General features: G+C 39.4%; 16 protein-coding genes and 1 pseudogene. 6 read left to right on the forward strand and 11 right to left on the reverse strand.

The window, feature by feature from the left end; genetic code table 11:
• The first annotated feature begins 196 nt into the window (after positions 1 to 196).
• The gene (locus CA730_RS25595; protein ID WP_231940090.1) at positions 197 to 520 is read left to right on the forward strand and encodes a hypothetical protein; all 324 of its coding nucleotides are present in this window, start codon (positions 197 to 199) and stop codon (positions 518 to 520) included.
• 168 nt (positions 521 to 688) lie between these two features.
• A complete protein-coding gene (locus CA730_RS11645; protein WP_096667409.1) occupies positions 689 to 1,531 on the forward strand; it encodes a Cof-type HAD-IIB family hydrolase in 843 nt (280 codons plus the stop codon).
• Positions 1,532 to 1,788: 257 nt separating this feature from the next.
• Here the strand turns inward: CA730_RS11645 and CA730_RS11650 are convergent, their stop codons facing one another.
• Complete coding sequence (locus CA730_RS11650; RefSeq protein WP_330221293.1) at positions 1,789 to 2,601, reverse strand: DALR anticodon-binding domain-containing protein; 813 nt, start codon at positions 2,599 to 2,601, stop codon at positions 1,789 to 1,791.
• Positions 2,602 to 2,974: 373 nt separating this feature from the next.
• Between CA730_RS11650 and CA730_RS11655 the strand changes: the two genes are divergently transcribed.
• Entirely contained in the window at positions 2,975 to 3,694 is a 720-nt protein-coding gene (locus tag CA730_RS11655) for a Crp/Fnr family transcriptional regulator (RefSeq protein WP_027401051.1), read from the forward strand.
• A 686-nt stretch (positions 3,695 to 4,380) separates the two neighbouring features.
• Positions 4,381 to 4,959, forward strand: a complete 579-nt coding sequence (locus CA730_RS11660; RefSeq protein WP_096667413.1) for a hypothetical protein — start codon at positions 4,381 to 4,383, stop codon at positions 4,957 to 4,959.
• Between the two features lie 41 nt (positions 4,960 to 5,000).
• Here CA730_RS11660 and CA730_RS11665 read toward each other — a convergent pair whose 3' ends face one another.
• The gene (locus tag CA730_RS11665; RefSeq protein WP_096667415.1) at positions 5,001 to 5,300 is read right to left on the reverse strand and encodes a hypothetical protein; all 300 of its coding nucleotides are present in this window, start codon (positions 5,298 to 5,300) and stop codon (positions 5,001 to 5,003) included.
• On the reverse strand, positions 5,287 to 5,565 hold the full coding sequence (locus CA730_RS11670; RefSeq protein WP_096667417.1) for a BrnT family toxin: 279 nt from the start codon (positions 5,563 to 5,565) through the stop codon (positions 5,287 to 5,289). The genes CA730_RS11665 and CA730_RS11670 overlap by 14 nt, the downstream gene beginning before the upstream one ends.
• A gap of 468 nt (positions 5,566 to 6,033) precedes the next feature.
• On the opposite strand from CA730_RS11670, the gene CA730_RS11675 reads away from it, so the two are divergent.
• Positions 6,034 to 8,937: a class I SAM-dependent DNA methyltransferase gene (locus CA730_RS11675; protein WP_096667419.1), complete on the forward strand. Its 2,904-nt coding sequence runs from the start codon at positions 6,034 to 6,036 to the stop codon at positions 8,935 to 8,937.
• A gap of 357 nt (positions 8,938 to 9,294) precedes the next feature.
• Here CA730_RS11675 and CA730_RS11680 read toward each other — a convergent pair whose 3' ends face one another.
• From CA730_RS11680 to CA730_RS11690, 3 genes are all read right to left on the reverse strand, one after another.
• Positions 9,295 to 11,373 carry an NAD(P)H-quinone oxidoreductase subunit 5 gene (locus CA730_RS11680; RefSeq protein ID WP_096667422.1) on the reverse strand — a complete coding sequence of 693 codons (2,079 nt, stop codon included), beginning with the start codon at positions 11,371 to 11,373 and terminating at the stop codon, positions 9,295 to 9,297.
• Between the two features lie 352 nt (positions 11,374 to 11,725).
• A complete protein-coding gene (locus tag CA730_RS11685) occupies positions 11,726 to 12,112 on the reverse strand; it encodes a thioredoxin family protein (protein WP_027403983.1) in 387 nt (128 codons plus the stop codon).
• Between the two features lie 575 nt (positions 12,113 to 12,687).
• Positions 12,688 to 13,404, reverse strand: coding sequence for an NnrU family protein (locus CA730_RS11690; protein ID WP_172891179.1), 717 nt, complete (start codon positions 13,402 to 13,404; stop codon positions 12,688 to 12,690).
• A gap of 167 nt (positions 13,405 to 13,571) precedes the next feature.
• Between CA730_RS11690 and CA730_RS11695 the strand changes: the two genes are divergently transcribed.
• Entirely contained in the window at positions 13,572 to 14,588 is a 1,017-nt protein-coding gene (locus tag CA730_RS11695) for a LysR family transcriptional regulator (protein ID WP_096667426.1), read from the forward strand.
• Positions 14,589 to 14,834: 246 nt separating this feature from the next.
• Here CA730_RS11695 and CA730_RS11705 read toward each other — a convergent pair whose 3' ends face one another.
• The 5 genes and pseudogenes from CA730_RS11705 to CA730_RS11725 all read right to left on the reverse strand — a co-directional run bounded on the left by CA730_RS11705 (position 14,835) and on the right by CA730_RS11725 (position 20,970).
• Positions 14,835 to 16,016: an aldo/keto reductase gene (locus CA730_RS11705; protein WP_096667428.1), complete on the reverse strand. Its 1,182-nt coding sequence runs from the start codon at positions 16,014 to 16,016 to the stop codon at positions 14,835 to 14,837.
• Positions 16,017 to 16,199: 183 nt separating this feature from the next.
• Positions 16,200 to 17,120, reverse strand: a complete 921-nt coding sequence (thyD, locus tag CA730_RS11710) for a thylakoid membrane protein ThyD (protein ID WP_096667431.1) — start codon at positions 17,118 to 17,120, stop codon at positions 16,200 to 16,202.
• 163 nt (positions 17,121 to 17,283) lie between these two features.
• Positions 17,284 to 17,681, reverse strand: a pseudogene (locus CA730_RS11715) (FHA domain-containing protein).
• Between the two features lie 237 nt (positions 17,682 to 17,918).
• Entirely contained in the window at positions 17,919 to 20,336 is a 2,418-nt protein-coding gene (locus CA730_RS11720) for a heavy metal translocating P-type ATPase (RefSeq protein ID WP_096667433.1), read from the reverse strand.
• Positions 20,337 to 20,694: 358 nt separating this feature from the next.
• Positions 20,695 to 20,970 (reverse strand): TM2 domain-containing protein, encoded by a 276-nt coding sequence (locus tag CA730_RS11725; protein ID WP_096667435.1) that lies wholly within the window; start codon positions 20,968 to 20,970, stop codon positions 20,695 to 20,697.
• Between the last annotated feature and the right edge of the window lie 204 nt (positions 20,971 to 21,174).

The raw sequence follows: 21,174 nt of genomic DNA on the forward strand, positions 1-21,174 counted from the left end.
ATAACTTCCTTACCATTAATTAATAACTTAATTTGTGGAGACATAGAATTATGAGTCCAAATGAGTACAGACCACACCTTATCATTTTAGGAGAAGATGATGCTCATCGCCAGATTGTTAACGGATTTTGTCTAGATTTAAACGTGAATCCTGATGTAATTCAACTTTTAGAACCGCGCGTGGATGGGGACACATTATGGATGAATTCAAAGATGTTTATATTCAAAAACTACGGCAAAATTCACAAAAACACATCTTATTAATTATTGATCGTGATGCCTATCAAAATAGATTAAGTTATGTGCGAAGTGATATTCCAGAAGATATAAGAAATAGGGTATTTATTTTAGTATTCAACCCTAAGCCAGAAAGTCTTAAACGCGATATTCAAAAAAGTTTTGAGGCTATCGGAAAAGCACTTGCTAAAGATTGTTCTGAAAACAATCATGTTCTCATAGACAATAAACCTGAGTTAGAACGGATGATTTTATCTGTTAAACCATTTCTGTTTCTAAAGTAGAGTGAAAAATAAAATACTAAAACAAGTTAATCAGGTTGGTTTTACTGTAATTCTTGTAATTATCATTTAGTACCTTCAATAGTTTTGACCATTTCCCTTATAATCAAGTTTACGCAAGTAAGTATCTACTGTTAACTTTTTACTGGAACTTCAATTTTTGGGGAATTTATGCACAAAGCGCCTGCTGAAGTGAGTGATATTAAACTGTTGGTTTTAGATATAGACGGGACAATTGCTGGACACTCCAATACTCTCAGTCATATTGTCAAGGAAGTGATTGCTGCTGTACAAGCAAAAGGAATTAAAGTCGCTATAGCAACAGGAAGAATGTATTGTTCAGCTTTGCGGTTTCATCAGGAAATTAGATCCACACTGCCTTTAGTAGCTTATCAGGGCGCTTGGATTCAAGATCCAAATACTCAGGAAATTCACCGTCATTTATCTGTGTCTAGAGAAATTGCCCTACAACTACTAGAATACTTTGAACAGCCAGATTTGCGATCGCTCCTTTCAGTCCATTTTTACATCAATGATCAACTTTATGTGCGGGAAATTACCCCAGAAACAGCAAGTTATCAACAACGCTGTGGTGTAAATGCTATTCCTGTCGGTGATTTACGTCAATTATTAGATCATGAACCCACTAAAATTTTAGCTTTGTGTGATGACACAAATTTAATTCAACGACTTTTAACTAATTTACGCCGCAGATATAAACCCACAGAATTATATATGACAACCTCTGTAGCCACCTTCCTAGAAGCAGCTAATACTCATGTTAATAAAGGCAATGCTGTCCGTTATCTAGCGGAAGAAATGCTAGGTTTAGAAAGTCATCATGTCATGACTATTGGTGATAATTTCAATGATGTGGAAATGCTCAGTTATGCCGGTATTAGTGTGGCTATGGGTGACGCACCTGCCCAAGTGCAAGCGATCGCTCATTGGGTAGCACCTAGTGTAGAATTAGATGGTGCAGCGATCGCAATGGAAAAATTCTTACTTAATTAAAAATCTACACATAAGAAAAGACACCGACGACTGGCCGTGTTTCGTCTCGGTGTCTTTCCTAATTTTGCTCCTCACACACTTGTGATTCTATTCGGAGATATTTATTTTGTCAAGAGAATTTCTCAAAGATTTTATAAAGTTGGTGTGAATATCAAATGAACTTTGGCAAACCAATTACCCCCTGTGATTGACCCAAATACCGGGATAGGCACAAGGGTAGTACCCCTACATCAAATTCAAATTTTTTATCTTCTGAATTACAGTTCCACAGGTGCAACAATTCCCAACTTGTCCTCTAACACAGACCTTAAAACCAACTGAGTCGCTATCAGCAATCCCAATCTCGCTTGAGCTAATTCTGGGTCATGAATTTTCACTTCCCCCCAAATCCGACAATTACACCAAAACCGCTCAAAAGCTTGACTTAAATTCCCACCTACCTTTGCCCAGTCAATAGAACTACTATCAGCACAAACCAAATCATCTACCACCTTAACTAATTGATAAATTAGAAAACTCTCATCAGAGTGATTAAGAAGAAGTTTCTGCTCACAATTTAGCAAACGTATAGAATTGACAGCCATAAAACCATTAAAATCTGTCCTATCAAGTTCAATCAATCCCTCCTGCTGTCCTAAGCGCAGCAAAGAACAGCAGCGCGAATGAGCATATTGAATTGCAAAAACCTTTAATGAACTTAATGAAGTTGGTAATTGGTCATCTAAAAAATTATTTATCAAATCTCCAGTTTTTTTGGCAACTATTAAATTTTGTAACCAAGCAGCTAAAGTAGAGTCCATGAGTTCTATATGAATCTCACCGGGGGGAACTACTTTCACCCTAAATAAACTATCACTGTTTTGGGATAAATGTCCGGCAATGCCTTTGGCAAGCGTGGCGATAGCTCCAGCACCGTCCATAACTGGTAAATTCTGAGATTTTGATATTCTCATAGCCACACCAGAGATATATAAAATTTTTTGATTATATCCTCCTTGGTAGAGAGGAACTTTTATCCCTTTTATGCCTGTAATTTCCTCCTTATTAGTAAAAATACTGAGGGAAGACACTAAATAGCTGTTTACTAACTGTTTAATTGCTTTGTTTTGCCCAAAAAGTAGTCTATGAGACACGTATCCTTTTGTAAAAAAATTATGGTGTGCATCATTTTATCCTGTTCCATCTACCTTGAGATAGAAGTTTACTGATGTCGGGAAAAATGAGAGTAGGATGAAATTTGATGAATAATGTATAAAAAATGGGTAATCTTTACTACCGTTGTTGTACAGTAGGAAGTATAAGAAAAAATAGAGAGCAATTTAGCTTTCTATCCCATTGGAGGGCTGGCGCTGTTAGGCGTTATGCCTACTCCGTTAACACAAAGACACTCCTTGCACTTTTTTTATCAAGTCTTTGTTTTCAGCCAATAGCTCTTTATTACCTATGCAATCTCCATCTTCCTTTTCCGAAGCTTCGCGTCCTTTCTTAACCTGGCAACGTATTCTTGACTGGGCCCAAGAACACTACCGCTGCCGCACCTTCAGTAAAGACGAGCGCATTCCAGCTAGACCTGGTTTGCTCTATTTAGTCCAAAGAGGTGCTATCCGCATGGTAGGAACTGCCCAAGTCAGTGCTACTGCCAGTCAGTTAACATCTAGACGCATTAACAGAACTCCAGAAGAAGCCTTCTTAGGTTTTGTAGGAGCAGGACAACCATTTGAAATTGTTGCTCAATCTCCATTTACCCTCCAGTCTTACGCCCACGTTGACCAAACAGCAGTGCTGTGGATGTACTGGCATGACCTAGACAACTGGCCTCACTTCCGCCGTGAAGTTATGGATGCTTTTAGATATCAGCACCAGCGCAAGTTGTTATGGTTGAGTGCTTTAGGACAACGTCGCACAATTGACCGCCTCTTAGGATTCCTCACCCTACTGATTGAGGAATATGGAGAGCCTTCAATGAGCGAAACTGATCCTGATGTCATTCGTGGTTATTGCTTACCCTTCCCCCTTACCCATGCCCAAATTGGCAGCGCCATTGGTTCAACCCGTGTTACTGTCACTCGTTTAATGGGTAAATTACGTCAACGTGGCTTAATCCTTACCCAAGGAGATAATCTGATTTGCCTACCCGCTGAATCTATCAACAGAGCCAGCTAGGACGTAGTTCAAATCTCTAATGAGTAGCAGATTTATAGATGTTGACTGAGAGCTTGCCACTCTCGGACACACCAATGGCAGGTATCAGCGGATTCTAACTAGTCCAAGTTTGGTAATTAGTTCTGTGAACCTGCTCCTCATTTTCACCAATCTGTTTGACCACCACAAGCAGATTTTGGGTAATCTGGTATGAAATGTAAGATCTCTGGGACGAAAAGTTCGATAGTGCCTTCATTATGAATGCGGCACTGATAACGCTAGATCGGCAAATTGGGGCCATCCACCTGGTTCCAATTATTGATCTTGGCTGTGTAATATGAATATTTATCTGGGAATATTGCAGATTTTAAAGATGAGTTTTTTTATCCTAAACATCCTTAATTGTCAGAATCAGGATGTCCAGAATTCGAGGATTGACAATATTTTTTATGAATATTTATCTGGGAATATTGCAGATTTTAAAGATGAGTTTTTTTATCCTAAACATCCTTAATTGTCAGAATCAGGATGTCCAGGATTCGAGGATTTACAGGATTTTTTATGAGTATTTATCTGGGAATATTTCAGGTTTTAAAGATGAGTTTTTTTGTTCATCCTAAACATCCTTAAATCCTGTATATCCTGATTCTGACATTAGGAATTTATGCGATGTCATCCAAATCCCACCAGTATAAATAGAGAAAAAAATGAATAACAAAACTAAATTACTAACTTTTACAACTGTCACCCTCACAGTTTTTGCTGTTACTGTCGGAACAGTGATTGCACAGACAAAACTCACCAGTCAAGCCAAAGTAACTATCAATAGTATTGGTACAGTAAAAATAGGGATGAATCTTCCTGAAGCTGCTGCTGCGGCTAATACTCGTTTATCTGTTGGCTACGCTGGAAGTGATAGTTGTTACTATCTACAAACAGAAGGAGAACTCAAAGGTGTGTCATTTATGGTGACAAAAGATGATGTTAAGAGTCGTCTTCAATATATTACCAGCGATGTTATTGCTAGAGTAGATGTAGAAAATCCCAAAATTACTACTCTTTCTGGTGCAAAAGTTGGTGATACAGAAGCGCGAATTAAATCACTTTACCCTGGACAAATTAAAGTTACACCCCATGAATATACAAACGGACATTATTTAACTTTTATCCCCAAAAATAAAGCTGAACAAAACTATCGCATTGTTTTTGAAACTGATGGTCAGCGTGTAACTAGGTACAGAGCGGGTAAACTACCAGAAGTGGAATATGTAGAAGGATGCAGTTAAATTTATCATATTTTCTCACTCCTAACGCACCCTACAAACTACTATGATTGAGGTGTTATTGATGTCCGATTTTTGGGAAATAAACTAATTAATGTGCGTAAAGCTTGGTTAACTGTTTCCGTATCAGGAAAATATTCTCGCACATCAGGATCAAGGATTATAGCCCCATATTCCAGGGTAAAATGTTGTACAATCTCTGTACCATCAGCTTGATGAATTGTCACAGTATGTCCTCGACGATAAGCTTGGTAATGTTTTCCACGTACACCACCTGTAAAATCGTATTCTGGGAGCATTTCGTTATCGGTATTATCTAGTTGTTCAGGGTTAATATTGTTCATATATTTTCCTTTCTGCGTTTGTAGCTTTACGAGAACTAATAATGCGAATATTTGATTGACGTTCTGTGTAAACTACAATGAGTAGTTGACTTCTATTAGAAAGATCAATATCAATATAGCGTTCTTCATCATCAGAGTGTTGAGAATCAGCTATCGTGATAGATAAAGGATCATTGAATACTGTTTTTGCTTCCTCAAAACTAATTTCATGTTTTTTGAGGTTTTCTTGGGCTTTTTGTTCATGCCATTCAAACCCCAATTCCATAAAATTACCTCTTTTATTAAAATTTTAACAACTGATCAACAATTTTATAATGTTTGGTTTCACTTTTTCCAACATTTTCAAAATTAGAGGATTAATAGGATTTTTTATGAATATTTATCTGGGGATATTTCAGGTTTTGAAGATGAGTTTTTTTCTACATCCTGAAAATCGTTAAATCCTGGAAATCCTGATTCAGACAGTAGGGTGTGTAAGCGTTGCGTAACGCACCAGAATTGATTAAATTTAATCTCATGAATTAACGTGCATTACGTCGCGTTCATAATTTAATCTATATTTCATAATATTTTCCCGCTCCTAACGCACCCTACAAACTAATGTTACGGTAACTAAACCTGGGTTAGTTTCTCCATGTTTACAAATTACGCATTTCATTAAGCACCTTACCAAGGGTACATTTTTTGAATATAATATATAAATGTTTATATTGTATCATAGTAGTGCATTGCCATGACAGACACACCTAGCAAAATCAGAAGTTTTATTGAATATTCCCGAACATTAAAAGGGGATGAAAAAGGGGAAGCACAGGTATTTTGCGATCGCCTTTTTCAAGCATTCAATCATGAAGGCTATAAAGAAGCAGGAGCAGAACTAGAATATCGGGTAAAAGTAAAAGGGAAATCAACTAAGTTTGCTGATTTATTATGGCGGCCTCGTTTACTACTAGAAATGAAAAAACGAGGTGAAAAGCTAGAAAAACACTATCAGCAAGCATTTGAATATTGGTTAGAATTAGTTCCCCAGCGTCCCAAATATGTAATTCTCTGCAACTTTGATCAATTTTGGATTTATGACTTTGATATACAACTGCGAGAACCAGTAGATCAAGTAAAATTAGAAGATTTACCAAATCGCTATACTGTCTTAAACTTCCTCTTTCCTGAAAATCGCAAACCCTTATTTAATAATAATCTAGTTGACGTTACACGCAAAGCCGCAGATAACGTCGCACAAGTTTTTAATCGCCTCATTGAAAGAGGAGAAAAACAAGAAATTGCCCAGAGATTTATTCTTCAGTGTGTTGTTTCCTTATTTGCAGAAGATATTGATTTATTACCCAGAGGATTATTTAGTGAATTTTTAGATGATTGTCGTTCTAATCGGATTAGTTCTTATGATTTAATTGGTGGACTTTTTCAACAAATGGGAAATCAACGCCCAGCCCCTCAAGATAGTCGTTATCGAGATGTACCTTATTTTAATGCGGGGGTATTCTCCAAAGTTGAACCAATCTCACTTACGAGAAGCGAAATTGATCTTTTAGCATCAGCAGCAACAGAACGTTGGTCAAAAGTTGAACCGGCTATTTTTGGGACATTATTTGAATCTAGCATGGGTAAAGAAGAACGTCATGCTTTAGGCGCACATTACACCAGCCCTGTAGACATTCAAAAAGTCATCTTACCTACCATTGTGCGACCTTGGGAAGAGCGCATTGATGGGGCTACTAAGCTCAATGAGTTATTAATACTCAGACAAGAATTAATTAATTTTACAGTGCTTGATCCAGCCTGTGGTAGTGGTAATTTCCTTTATGTTGCTTATCGAGAACTCAAGGGGCTAGAAGCAAAATTACTAACTAAAATTCATGAAAATTTCGGACTGAAAAATAGATTATCTATTGGCACAATGTCCCTGATTAAAACAACCCAATTTCACGGTATTGACATCAAACATTTTGCGGTAGAACTGGCAAAAGTAACTTTGATGATTGCTAAAAAGTTGGCATTAGATGAAGAAAATCAGTTACTTGATGTAGCGCAAATGAGTTTACCCATAGAAATTGATCGCGCTCTGCCTTTGGATAATTTAGATAAAAATATCCGTTGTGATGATGCTTTATTTTGTGACTGGGTGACAGCAGATGCAATTATTGGCAACCCTCCCTATCAATCAAAAAACAAAATGCAGCAAGAATATGGAGTAACCTATGTCAGTCAAGTAAGAGAAAGATATGATGAAGTACCAGGAAGAGCAGATTATTGTGTTTATTGGTTTCGTCGCACTCATGATGCTTTAAAAGAAGGTGGACGTGCTGGACTTGTTGGTACAAATACCATCCGTCAAAATTACTCCCGTGAAGGTGGTTTAGATTATATAGTCAATAATGGAGGGACAATTACCGAAGCAGTTTGTACTCAAGTTTGGTCAGGTAGTGCAGCAGTTCATGTTTCTATTGTTAACTGGGTCAAGGGTGAAGAACTAGGTCAAAAAAAACTATATACCCAAATTGGAGATGATAAAGATAGTCCTTGGGAAGTTTTAGAAATTGATAAAATCGGTTCTGCTTTATCTGCAAAACTTGATGTTACTCAAGCAAAAAAACTTTTAGTTAATGTGAACTCAGGAGCTTGCTATCAAGGACAAACTCATGGACATGAAGGATTTTTGCTAACTCCTCAAGAAGCTGCTATCATGATCCGACAATCAAAAAATAATGCAGAAGTAATATTTCCTTACTTAATTGCTGATGAATTAATTGGGGGAAACCCTCCTATTCCTCAAAGATATGTCATAGATTTTCATCCGCGTAATCTAATGAATTGCAAGAAATATTCTGAACCATTTAAAAGAATTGAATCAATGGTACTACCAACCCGTGAAAATACTGCAAAAGAAGAACAAAAGCGCAATGAAGAACTGTTACAAAAAAATCCCAAATCTAAAGTTAATAAACATCATCAAAATTTTCTCAGCAAATGGTGGCTACTTTCCTATCATCGAGGAGAACTAATTGAAAAAATTACAAATATCCCCAGATTTATTTGTTGTGGACAAGTCACTAAACGCCCAGTTTTTGAGTTTATTTCTTCTTCAATACGTCCCAATGCAGCGTTAATAGTATTTCCATTATCAGATGATTATTCCTTTGGTATTTTACAATCTGATATTCATTGGCAATGGTTTACTTCTCGTTGTTCAACTCTAACAGCAAGGTTTAGATATACCTCTGATACAGTTTTTGATTCTTTTCCTTTTCCCCAGAATCCCAAATTATCACAGGTGAAAAAAGTAGCATTAGCAGCAGTCAAATTGCGACAGTTAAGACAAGAACTGATGACAGAACATAAGATGAGTTTACGCGAACTTTATCGTACCTTAGAGTTACCAGGAAAAAATCCCCTCCGCAAAGCACAGGAAGAACTTGATAAAGCAGTCCGTCAGGCTTATGGGATGGAAGGCACGGACGATGTATTAAAGTTTTTGCTAGAGTTAAATTTTGCAGTTGCAGACAGAGAAATAAATAATTTACCTGTTGTAGCACCTGGTTTACCCCCCTGTGTAACTAATCCCAGTGAATTTATTACAGATGATTGTGTGAAAATGCCAGAGTGGAATTTGGTTTGTTAAAGTTGTGAGCAAATTTGTCAGAATCAGGATACTGAGGATTAGAGGATTTACGGGATTATATTTGATGTTGATTTTCATAAAGTTTTGATTTCAAATATCAAATATTTTCTTAATCCTGTACATCCTTAAATCTTGGATATCCTGATTCTGACAGTAAATGAAAATAAATATTTTTATACCTTACTTAAAAATTTTAGATCAAATTAACGTATATCTCAAATTAACCTATATACAAAATTAGCTATCTTCTTCCTTCGCTTCCTTCGTCCCTTCGTGGTTCATTAACTCCGTGTCCTCTGTGCCTCTGCGGTTCGTTAAAAAAACAATCCAGGGGCGGACAAACCGCCCCCATTAAAATCAGGTAACACCAAAAACAATCACCAAGCCCAAAACAGCCCCAAAAACGATCAAGGCATAGAATTGAACCCGACCGCTTTCTAGGTATTTCAAACCTTCACCACTGACAAGAGTAAAGAAACCCGTGAGATTAACAGCGCCGTCAACAACGCGGAAATCAACTTCCATAACTTGTCTAGCCACACGACGCAAACCGAGAACAAAGACACGATGATAAATGTCATCAAAGTACCACTTGTTCAAAGATAGATCGTATAGCGGTTGAATGTTTTTAGCGATCGCACTCGGATCAATTTTGCGGGCTAAATACATCAGCACAGCCAAAGTAATCCCAATCACAGAAACAGCCACAGAACTACCCGCCATAACGTAAAACTCATGGGGGTCGAATTCCGCAGCCTTTTCCATAACTTCCGCTAAAGTTTCGCTAGGAGGAAAGATAAACTGCTCAAAATAATTGGCGTAGGGAGTACCCACCAAACCAATCAACATTGAAGGAATAGCCAACACCACCAACGGTAAACTCATCGTCCAAGGAGACTCATGAGGCTCATGGCTGTGGGAGTCATGGGAATGACTTTCCAATTCTCCCTTTTTCATCGCCCCAGGACCAAAATTAGGTGCTAATTCTAAAGTCCCTGATTTCTCAGCTAAAGCAGCAGCAGCATTTTTGAGTTTTACCTTGATTTTTTCGTCATTACCCCGGAATTTACCTTCAAATGTTGAGAAATACATTCTAAACATATAAAAAGCTGTAATCCCTGCTGTCACCCAACCAATAAACCACAGGAAAGGGTTAGCAGCAAAAGCCGCACCGAGAATTTCATCTTTTGACCAGAAACCAGCAAAGGGAGGAATCCCCGCAATCGCCAAGCAACCAATGAAAAAGGTGAAACTGGTCACGGGCATATATTTCCGCAGTCCGCCCATTAACCGCATATCCTGGGCTAGAACAGCATCATGACCAACAACTGCTTCCATGCCATGAATTACCGAACCAGAACCCAAGAATAGCATCGCTTTGAAATAAGCGTGGGTCATGAGGTGGAATAATCCGGCACTGTAAGCACCCACACCCATGGCCATCACCATGTAACCAAGTTGGGAAACGGTGGAATAAGCCAAACCCTTTTTGATGTCGTTTTGGGTAATGGCGATAGTTGCCCCCAAAAACGCTGTAAATGCCCCAGTATAAGCAATTACGTTCATTGCGGCTGGGACATTTTCAAATACTGGGTACATCCGGGCAATTAGAAATACACCCGCCGCCACCATTGTCGCCGCATGAATCAGGGCAGAAATAGGTGTAGGACCTTCCATGGCATCTGGTAGCCAGACATGGAGGGGGAATTGGGCAGATTTAGCCACAGGTCCCAGGAAGACGAGAATTGCCAACAGAATGGCGAGGAAATTGCTAATAGAACCGGTTTCTACTAGGTTGGATAGGCGATCGCCCATAACCATAAAATCAAAGCTGCCTGTCGCCCAGAACAGCCCCAAAATCCCCAATAGTAATCCGAAGTCACCGACTCTATTGGTAACAAACGCCTTTTGACAAGCATCCGCCGCCGCTTTGCGATCATACCAAAAGCCCACTAGCAGGTAGGAACACATCCCCACCAGTTCCCAGAAAATATAAACTTGTACTAGGTTAGGACTGACCACCAAACCTAACATTGAAGAGCCAAATAAGCTGAGATAGGCGTAAAATCGCACATAACCAGGGTCATGGTCCATGTAACCATCGGTGTAAATCATCACCAAAACGGCTACTGTTGTTACAATCACCAGCATTAGAGATGTCAGGTGGTCAATAGTGTAGCCCATCGTCAGGTGAAAATTACCTGCTGATGCCCATTCCAAAGTCCAAAGATAAGGCGCATGGCCTTGAATTTGACTCCACAGTAAAGCCAACGACAGTGCCATAGAAGCCCCCATCAGGGAGATAATGACTATAGCATTTAGTTGTCGCAAGCGGTTCGTTACCTGATTTATCGAGATTAGCCCTAGACCGACCAGTGTTGCTCCCAAAAGAGGTAATACTGGAATCAGCCAGGCATACTGATAGATTACTTCCATCACTAACGCCTACTTTTAGAATTCTGTACAAACAAATGAGAAGATAAAAAAATGGAAATTCAATGGGGTGAGGGTTTGTGTTTGGGATGAAAGACTAGAAATTATTTACTAATCTCTACTACTTGATAGCCCAATACCTTCAAGTTAGCTTGAATTTTCCCACTTCAAACTTCAGTTAACTGAAAATTTTCAGAACTGCTCATAATTGTGACACACACCCTTGAGGATAAAATACCCCACCCGATACCCTTTAGGTGGGGTGTTAATCATGGTTTTAGATTTTGTCATTAGTCATTAGGAAATTCCTTTCCCCTGCCCCTGCTCCCTGCTCCCTGCCCCTGCCTCTTGCCCCTTATCTCCTGACTCCTGACTCCTGACTTCTGACTTCTGCTGTATCTATTTTTTCTTGACTTGTATATGTCAGTCTAATTGCTTCTAAGGCTAGACGTAAATCGTCTTTACTCCGAAAACCTTCTAATCTTTGTCTAACAATACCTTTTTCTATCAACAGTAAGGTTGGTAATGATTTCAGTCTATAAGTATTTGATAGCTTGAAATTCTGATCAGCGTTAACCCCCACCAATTTAAGTTCATCACCACACTGAGTCTGAAATTGTGATAACAGTGGGTGAATGATGCGGCAAAGCCCACACCAGGGAGCTTCAAAATTCACCAAAACGGGAACAGGGGATTCTAAAACTTCTTGAGTAAATGTCCGTTCATTAACCGACAACACCATGATGCCTCTTGTGATTATAAGGTTTTTATATCAAAAGTTGATTGTCAGCAGGAGCAAATCGGTATAAATTACCAATTTGAATTTTAAATTTTCTAGCAACAGACAAGGTGGAGGATATCAATTGTTCGTGTCAACGCACCGTAGCTATTGATTAAATTCAGCCGACAACAGGGTTTTACTCCTAAATCGGTGATTCCTGACTCCTGCTATTAAGGATTTTGATGTTTCCTGCTGACAAAAAAGCCACCGTGTATACCGCGCTGGCTGTTCTACATTTCAAATCCTGATTACTATTGATTACTACTGCTTGGGAAAAATTTGACAATGGTGACAGTGCGGGTTATTGCAGTCTCTACATTGCTACTTAATGCCTGTTTCCAGTCTAGTGGATGGCTATTGTTTGTTTACGAGTATAAGGTCCACTGAAACCTGGTGGATAAATTCTTTTTATGATCCCAGTGGGAAAAGTCTAATGATATATGTTTGAGTTTATCGTACATTGTTTTGGTAGCAAGTGATCAGGACAAAGTTTTGTTAAATTTATATGTTTTGTTGATCTTGGGGATCACACTAAACTACCATATTATCCTACTTGTTGCCACTAATAACAAGGGGTGCGACCACCATAATAGACCTGTGAAAATGGCAACCCCTAAATAAGCCGGGCGGAGAAATTCCTGCCAATGCAAGGATTGACGACCATCAATAATCGCTTGAAAGGGGATAATGGAAGTTCGCTGTTTGACAAGTTCAAAGGCTTCTCCATAACGTTGACTTAAACGGCGATCGCCATGCCATACTCCAAATAGATGATGTAGTATCAACCCAATGGAGGTTAAAAGGGTAAAACTAGTACCTAGCCACAGGGTATGGGCTACACACCAAATAACTTGTCCCACCATTTGCGGATGACGGGTAATACGGATAATTCCTGTTTCATAAAGATGAACTTGGGGCTTTTGAATGGCAGCAATTTCTAGTAGATTGAAGGTAGCAGGATATAAAAATAAAAAGGATATAGCTGATAGTACCCAGACTAATGTTTTTACACCTGTTATGTCCTGTAGTTGCCAAAGTTGCTGTCCATCATAACGGTGATTAAAAAAGTAAACAATTAAGATCACAGCCAAAGGGAGGCTAATTAATGCAAAGATAAGGCGATAAAGTCTAGGTCCAATGTATTTTTCTGCCCAAGGACGTAAAGCTGCCCCTCCGCTGTGAGCGATCGCAAAAACTAATTGTAACCCTAGTATGACAAAATGACTGGAGGTAAACCAATGATTGGGCATCATATATACAACTCAATTCAAAATTCAAATCAGCTAGTACCGCAAAGCAAAGTCAAAATTCACGGTTCTTCAAATGTTAACAATGCCATAAATCATGCTTAGTCACCAAACTATTCATTTCGATTTATTTTTAAAGTTACTCATGCACCCCAGTTTGTGGGTTAAGCCTTATGTCTGACCTTCCTTTTACCTTAGATCAGTTACGTATTCTCAAAGCGATCGCCCAAGAAGGGAGTTTCAAACGGGCGGCTGATAGCCTTTACGTCTCCCAACCCGCAGTCAGTTTGCAAGTTCAAAACCTGGAACGACAACTGGATGTGCCTCTATTTGATCGAGGTGGTCGTCGCGCTCAATTAACTGAAGCTGGGCATTTACTCCTCAACTATGGAGACAAAATCCTCAGCTTGTGTCAAGAAACCTGCCGCGCGATTGAAGACCTGCAAAATCTGCAAGGAGGTACATTAATTGTTGGCGCATCTCAAACCACAGGCACTTATCTTCTGCCGAAAATGATCGGCTTATTTCGACAAAAATATCCCGAAGTAGCTGTGCAATTGCACGTCCATTCCACCCGCCGCACGGCTTGGAGTGTATCTAATGGTCAGGTTGATCTGGCGATTATTGGCGGGGAAATTCCCACAGAATTAGGGGAATCTTTAGAAACTGTTCCCTATGCTGAAGATGAATTGGCGCTCATCTTACCTATCTCCCATCCCTTTGCCAAATTAGACACTATCCAAAAAGAAGACCTATATAAACTACAATTCATTGCCCTTGACTCCCAATCAACTATCCGCAAAGTCATTGATCAGGTTTTAGCCCGTTGCGATATTGACACCAGACGGTTTAAATTTGAGATGGAACTAAATTCCATAGAAGCTATTAAAAACGCTGTCCAATCAGGCTTAGGCGCTGCCTTTGTTTCTACATCAGCGATCGCTAAAGAACTACAAATGGGTGTCCTTCACCGCACCCCTATCGAGGGAGTGGTGGTTAAGCGCACACTATGGCTGATATTTAACCCCAACCGCTATAGATCCAAAGCCGCTGAAGCATTTAGTAAAGAAATATTACCTCAGTTTGCTAATCCTGGCTGGACTCAGGATATGTTGAAATTGTCACAAATGAATTCTGTGGTAAATAGTACATTAGATGTAGCAACACCTAGCTCTTCTGATGCCAGTTAAACATCTTGTCACTGGTCAAAAGTCATTAGTTAACGGCAAATTGCTAATGACTAGTCACTCATCTGACTAATGAATAATATGGAAGTCTACTGTACTTCCACTATCAACGTTACCTATTACCTATTACCTATTACCTATTACCTATTACCTATTACCTATTACCTATTACCTATTACCTATTACCTATTACCTATTACCTATTACCTATTACCTATTACCTATTACTTATTACTTATTACCTGTTCCCTATTCTTGAGACAAACGCTTTATCTCCGCACTTCCTAATATATCCTGGGCTTTAGCTAACATCTGGGGAATTTTTTCAGATTGGGGACTATTAACAAGACATTCTCTTAAATCTAATTCACCTAACTTATCAGCCCGATTACCAGGAAACCAATGATTAGCCTGTCCTAAGAGATTGTAACGCATTTTCCCATAGTCAATCATGTCATAAGCCAAAGTCAAATTTAACAGCCACAAAATCACCCGCATATTTACTTCTCCTGGCGTTTCTTCCCAAGTTGGTAGATTTGTTTCCCAGGTTTTTACCCAATCTTCTCCTAAAATTTTGACTGCTTCCGATTCCAATCTAGAAATAATTTGTGGCAAGATTTCTGCCGCATTATCTAATAATTCCAAAGTCTTTAAATGCTCATCAAAATCAGTTGGTTTGGCTGCACCTATACTCAAAGTATGCACTTGAGGATGACTTAAACAAAATAAATCATTAAACACCATTGGACTCAAAGGCGCACACAAATCAACTAATTTTTCTGAAGGTTGATATAATAACCCGCCTTTATTAGAAGGGCTAATAATAAATACACCCATATCTAATTTATTTGCAGCTTCAATAGCAGCCCAATTCTGGCGATTAATATAGTACCAGTGCAAATTCACATAATCAAATTGATTACTATTAATTGCTTGCAAAATTATATCTAGAGGAGCATGAGTAGAAAAGCCAATAAATTTAATTTTACCCTCAGACTGTAATTGTCTTGCTACTTCTAAACAACCACCTTCACGAATACTATAATCCCAAATTTCTGCATTATTAATGCCGTGCAAACCAAATAAATCAACATAATCTAACTGAAGATAAGCCAAAGATTTTTCAAACGTTTGGCGAAATTTTTGAGAGTCTGCAACAGGAGAAACTTTAGTTTGGACTATTAATTTTTCACGAGGAAACTGAGGCAGGATTTTTCCCAACTGCATTTCTGATGTTCCATAACCTCGTGCAGTTTCAATATGATTAATTCCCAATTCTACAGAACGACGAATTACAGCCTCTAGATTTTCTTGATTATCTGTAGGAATTTCCCCAGGTGTAACATCCTGCCATTTATATTGATAGCGCATTCCCCCGCAGGAGAAAACAGGCATTTGTAATTCTGTCCGACCAAAACGTTTGTATAGCATTTGTGAATTTTTGAACTAAGTAGATGAACGGAAAAAAACCGTAGACGCGGAGCGGCTTCTCGAAGAGTAATATGTAACGAAAAGTAAAGTTGCCCCCAACCTCTTTTCTGTTCCCTAATCCTTCCTGTTCCCTTGCCATAACGACAATTTTTAACCCCAACCTACTTATCTATCAACTAAGAATTAGGTGAGAATCTGCGTTAGTGCTGATTGCAAATTCGGATATTGATACTCAAAACCCGACTCTAAAGTGCGTTTGGGTAAGACTTTTTGTCCTTCCAAAACCACCTTCGCCCCGTCTCCTAATATAGCTTCTATGGCAAATCCTGGCACAGGCAACCAAGAGGGACGATTCATAACGTTACCCATAGTTGTACTTAAATCATTCATGCGAACTGGTTGAGGTGCAGTGGCATTATACACTCCCTCCATTGTTTGTTTAGTTAAAGCTTGGATAATTAAACCGACAATATCATCTAAGTGAATCCAGGAAAACCACTGTCGACCACTACCAATAGGACCACCAGCAAAGAGTTTAAAGGGGGTGATCATTTTCCCTAAAGCGCCACCATTACCCAAAACAATCCCAAAGCGTAAAATTACTAACCGCACACTGGTATCTTTTACCTTAGTAGCTTCCTGTTCCCATTCTCGACAGACTTGAGAGAGAAAGTCGTTACCAGAGGCGCTATCTTCATTAAAACTGGCCGTTTCACTAGTTCCGTAGTAACCAATAGCCGAAGTATTGACGAGGACACTGGGGCGAGGATTAGCCTTAGCTATAGCTTCGACAATTTTTTGTGTTCCCAGTTTGCGGGTGTTGAGGATTTCCTGCTTGCGTTCTGGTGTCCAACGTCCCTCAGCAATGGGTTCTCCTGCCAAATTCACGACTCCGTCGCAACCAGGTATAGCATCTTGCCAAGTGCCGGATACAGTAGGAGTATAGGCAATAATTTCTAAGTTAGGAAATACTGGGGAGGGAAATACCTTTTGAGCAAAGGTAGGATTGCGAGTTAATACCAAAATTCTATGACCTTCCGTGTGTAGTCTTTCTACCAATCGGCTACCTACAAATCCTGTTGCACCACTAATTGCTATTTTCATTGATATTGCGTGTTGTTTATTAAGTAGGTGGACATGAGATAACTAAAATGTGTGAAGAAAAGTAAAATTGCCAAAAGCTGCTTCACTCTTGCCTTTCCATAAGGACAATTTTTAATGCAAACCTACTTACCTAATGAGGAATGGGAATTAAATCAAGATTCTGTTATGCTTCTGAATCTTCAGTCATGCCGGGGTTGATTAATGTAATATCGTACTCAATCGCATCTGTTGAGGCAAAAATCTCTGTATTTTGGAGCAGATAATAGATAGCACGGACTTGGGGCGCAAAAATAACTTCATCTTCATTGCGGAGGTTATGAGCGGGAATTTTTCGCCCATTGATCATTAAACCATTAGAATAGGGTTTTCCTTTGGCATCACCATCTACAATTCGATAATAATAGCGTTGACTATTGGGGCGCGGTAATCTTACTAATGTGGCATGATAACGGGAAACAAACTGGGAGAATAGACGGATATTGCAATCTCGATCTCTACCAATAGAATAAACGGGGTTTTCCAAAAAAATTCTTTCAGTCCTTGGTCATCTTCAATAATCAGTAGATGGTTTCATTTTTTACTGCTTCCATTGCCATGATAGGTACGATAATTACCTAAACTTTGATCAATCATTCTCAATTGCCAAAAATCCTATAGCAGGAGTCACCGAGTCAGGAGTCATTAGAAAACCCCTTTGGTAGCAAAAGTTTGACTGTTCATTGATGTCCTAACTGCCTTGCCGCTTGCTTTAAAAGTCAAAAGTCAACACGAACACAGTATAACTTTCGCTTTGTGCTGCTAGGGGACAAACCTCCTTAATAAAATTGAGTTGGTAACAACACTAACGGAGCTAAAAGCCATTAATGCTGCTGCGCTGGCAGGTCCCAAAACGAAACCGTAGGCTGGTAATAATATACCAGCCGCGAGGGGAATACCTATTGTATTATAGGCAAAAGCCCAAAATAAATTCTGACGGATGGTATTAAAAGTGGCTCGACTTAGCTGAATAGATTTTACAACATCGGTTAGGGAATTTCGCATTAAAATAATTTCCGCCGTTTCCATAGCGACATCTGTTCCCGAATGTAGGGCGATACCAACATCCGCCTGTGATAAGGCTGGAGCGTCATTGATGCCATCTCCTACCATAGCAACAAATGTGTTGATTTTCCCACATTGAAGAGATTGAATGGTGGCGGCTTTTTGGGCTGGGGGGATACCTGCCATGATGTCGGTGTTGGCGATTCCTAGTTGTTTAGCGATCGCCTTGGCTGCTTCTAATCTATCACCACTGAGGAGCATCACGCGCAAACCCATTTGGCGGAGTTTATCTACTGCGGTTTTCGCATCTGGTCTGAGGGTATCACTAACGGCAATTAATCCCGCTAAACTTCCATCTACAGCCACACCAATTACTGTTTTTCCGTCTGTGGCTAGTCTTTGTCCCTGTTGTTCTGCTGTTTCATTAATCTTGATTTGGTGGTGATGAAACCATTCCCAGTTACCTAAAAGAACTTTTTTTCCCTCGACGACAGCGGATACGCCCATACCTGGTTCGGTGTGGAAGTCTACAGCATGAGGGATGATTAACTCTCTGGCTTTGGCTTCTTGCTGAATGGCTGTAGCTAGGGGGTGATAAGTACCACTTTCTACGGCGGCGGCTAGTTGAATGAGAGATGATGGTAAAGTTGATTCGGCAATAACTAGACAATCAGTGACAGTGGGTTTACCTGTGGTGAGAGTTCCGGTTTTATCAAAAACTACAGTGTCTAGTTTGTGGACTTTTTCTAAAACGTCCCCACCTTTGATTAATAGTCCCTGTTCTGCACCCATACCCGTTCCTACCAAAATTGCTGTCGGGGTAGCTAATCCTAAAGCACAGGGACAAGCAACTACCATCACAGCGATCGCTAATTTTAAACTAATTAACAGGGCAGAATATTGGGTGTGCGGGACTAAATGTTGGGGATTATTTCCCATATTGTGAGCCATTGCCATCGCCCCGGACATGGTAACATCTGGCCAGAGGTGAGTTCCCAGCAAATACCAAAATAGGAACGTTAAACCAGCCGCAGTTAAGACACCATAAGTAAAATACCCAGCCACCGTATCTGCTAATTTTTGGACTGGGGCTTTGCGAGTTTGGGCAGCTTCTACCAAAGCCACAATTTGGGCTAGAATTGTATCGTCACCAGTGCGGGTAGCCTGAATAGCGATCGCCCCCGATTGATTTAAAGTTCCTCCCGTCACCGGATCTCCCGGTTGCTTCATCACAGGTACTACTTCCCCTGTCAGCATGGATTCATCTATGGTAGTTTGTCCAAAACGCACCTCACCATCTACCGGAATTTTATCCCCTGGTAACACCTGCAACCATTCACCCACACGCACCTGTTCCGCCGGAATTTCCATAATATTAGCCCCAGAAATCAATTTTTCCGGTTCTGGGTTAATAATTAACCGGGCTGTTTGGGGGGCTAAAGCCAACAATTGGCGAAACGCTTTAGCGGCACGTCCTCTAGCCTGTTTTTCCAAAGTCCTCCCCAAAAGAATAAAACCCAACATCATCACAGGTTCATCAAAAAAGCATTCCCAACCCATTTGGGGAAACAATAACGCCACCAAACTTGCAGTATAGGCTGTCAGCGTTCCCAAACCAATGAGAGTATTCATATTCGCCGCACCCCGTCGCCAACCTAGCCAACCTTCCACTAAAATTGGTCTACCAGGAATCATAATAGCGATCGTCGCCAATCCGCAATGAAACCAGATATCATTTAAAAACGGAAAAATAACAGATCCAATATTACCAAAATGACCAATTCCCGATAGTAGCAGTAATAAACCAGCAATTCCCAACTGTCTAACTATCCCCTGCATTTCCTGGCGTTGTCTTGCTTCTGGATTCGGGATTGCAGATTTATCACCAGCACTTTTAGCCGTCCGTAATTGGCTAGGAAATCCTGTAGCCGTTAATCCCTGAACTAACGCCTCTGCATCTACAGTACCAATTTCTACCTCTACGACTGCAACTTCCGTTGCCAGATTAACACAAACGCTTTTAACTCCCGAATGCTGAATAAGCTGTTTTTCCACTGCATTCACACATCCAGCGCACTTCATCCCCCCAACATCTAAAATAATTTTCTCTGAGTTAAGTATTTTTGTGGGAGGGACAGATTCTATAAGTATTTCAGATTTTGGGATCAGTTGCATGGCTAATTTTGAGGTTCGCTTTTGTTAGTTTAACGCTTAATAACCAGCGTCTCTACTTTGAGGTTAAGCGAAATCTGTCACTTTCACCAAGTGAACAATATTAAGTTTCCCTCCCCAATTCGCTAAAATCCTCAAAATCATCTAAATCATCTAAATCACAAAAATCATAGTTTAATTTTAGCTGCGTAAATTACAGCAGTTAATTGTACTGGTAACATCAAAATTAGGCTTTTACAGAAATAATTAATTTCCCAATCTGATACTATACTAAAATATCCCGTACTCATTATTAGTAAGACTAATAAGTGCATCTGTTTAGATTTAAGCAACTGCATATTAATTTTACATGATAAACTTTCTAAAACCAACCCTGCTTATTCACAAAATAGGTATTAACAAATTCTTCATGAGATTTATTTAAGTAGATCATAGCTTCAATCAAACCAACAAGCTGCATAACTATTAATGTAAATCCATAGGTGAAAGAACCACCAATAACAGAAATTGTTAACATAATAAAACCTTCTAAGGTATAACCAAGAATGAATTTATGTAGCCCAAATCCACCAAAAATAATTCCAGCATAACCAGCTAACAGTTGTTTCATAGTGTGAGATGGGTTGATATTACTCATATTGAGCTATACTCCTTAGTAATGGGTAATTGGTAATTGGTAATTGGTGAGATTTATTTACTGGTAATCCTATAGATGATTTAAATAATGATAAGATTCTCATAAAAAGCCATCGTCAAAATATTAAATTTTTTGATCAGACATAGCAAAATTTGTAGAAAAATATCGATGCCGCATATTCACTAAATTTCAGGTAATAATTAA

This window comes from Dolichospermum compactum NIES-806 (genome assembly GCF_002368115.1).
In the GTDB taxonomy this organism is placed as follows: Bacteria; Cyanobacteriota; Cyanobacteriia; order Cyanobacteriales; family Nostocaceae; genus Dolichospermum; species Dolichospermum compactum.

Excerpts from the sequence above, each read along its gene's own strand:
- CA730_RS11665 (WP_096667415.1), bottom strand. The coding sequence starts at position 5,300 with ATGAACAATATTAACCCTGAACAACTAGATAATACCGATAACGAAATG.
- CA730_RS11685 (WP_027403983.1), bottom strand. The coding sequence starts at position 12,112 with ATGGTGTTGTCGGTTAATGAACGGACATTTACTCAAGAAGTTTTAGAA.
- CA730_RS11670 (WP_096667417.1), bottom strand. The coding sequence starts at position 5,565 with ATGGAATTGGGGTTTGAATGGCATGAACAAAAAGCCCAAGAAAACCTC.
- CA730_RS11655 (WP_027401051.1), top strand. The coding sequence starts at position 2,975 with ATGCAATCTCCATCTTCCTTTTCCGAAGCTTCGCGTCCTTTCTTAACC.
- CA730_RS11725 (WP_096667435.1), bottom strand. The coding sequence starts at position 20,970 with ATGAGTAATATCAACCCATCTCACACTATGAAACAACTGTTAGCTGGT.
- CA730_RS11645 (WP_096667409.1), top strand. The coding sequence starts at position 689 with ATGCACAAAGCGCCTGCTGAAGTGAGTGATATTAAACTGTTGGTTTTA.
- CA730_RS11675 (WP_096667419.1), top strand. The coding sequence starts at position 6,034 with ATGACAGACACACCTAGCAAAATCAGAAGTTTTATTGAATATTCCCGA.
- CA730_RS11695 (WP_096667426.1), top strand. The coding sequence starts at position 13,572 with ATGTCTGACCTTCCTTTTACCTTAGATCAGTTACGTATTCTCAAAGCG.
- CA730_RS11660 (WP_096667413.1), top strand. The coding sequence starts at position 4,381 with ATGAATAACAAAACTAAATTACTAACTTTTACAACTGTCACCCTCACA.
- thyD (WP_096667431.1), bottom strand. The coding sequence starts at position 17,120 with ATGAAAATAGCAATTAGTGGTGCAACAGGATTTGTAGGTAGCCGATTG.
- CA730_RS11720 (WP_096667433.1), bottom strand. The coding sequence starts at position 20,336 with ATGCAACTGATCCCAAAATCTGAAATACTTATAGAATCTGTCCCTCCC.
- CA730_RS25595 (WP_231940090.1), top strand. The coding sequence starts at position 197 with ATGGATGAATTCAAAGATGTTTATATTCAAAAACTACGGCAAAATTCA.
- CA730_RS11705 (WP_096667428.1), bottom strand. The coding sequence starts at position 16,016 with ATGCTATACAAACGTTTTGGTCGGACAGAATTACAAATGCCTGTTTTC.
- CA730_RS11680 (WP_096667422.1), bottom strand. The coding sequence starts at position 11,373 with ATGGAAGTAATCTATCAGTATGCCTGGCTGATTCCAGTATTACCTCTT.
- CA730_RS11690 (WP_172891179.1), bottom strand. The coding sequence starts at position 13,404 with ATGATGCCCAATCATTGGTTTACCTCCAGTCATTTTGTCATACTAGGG.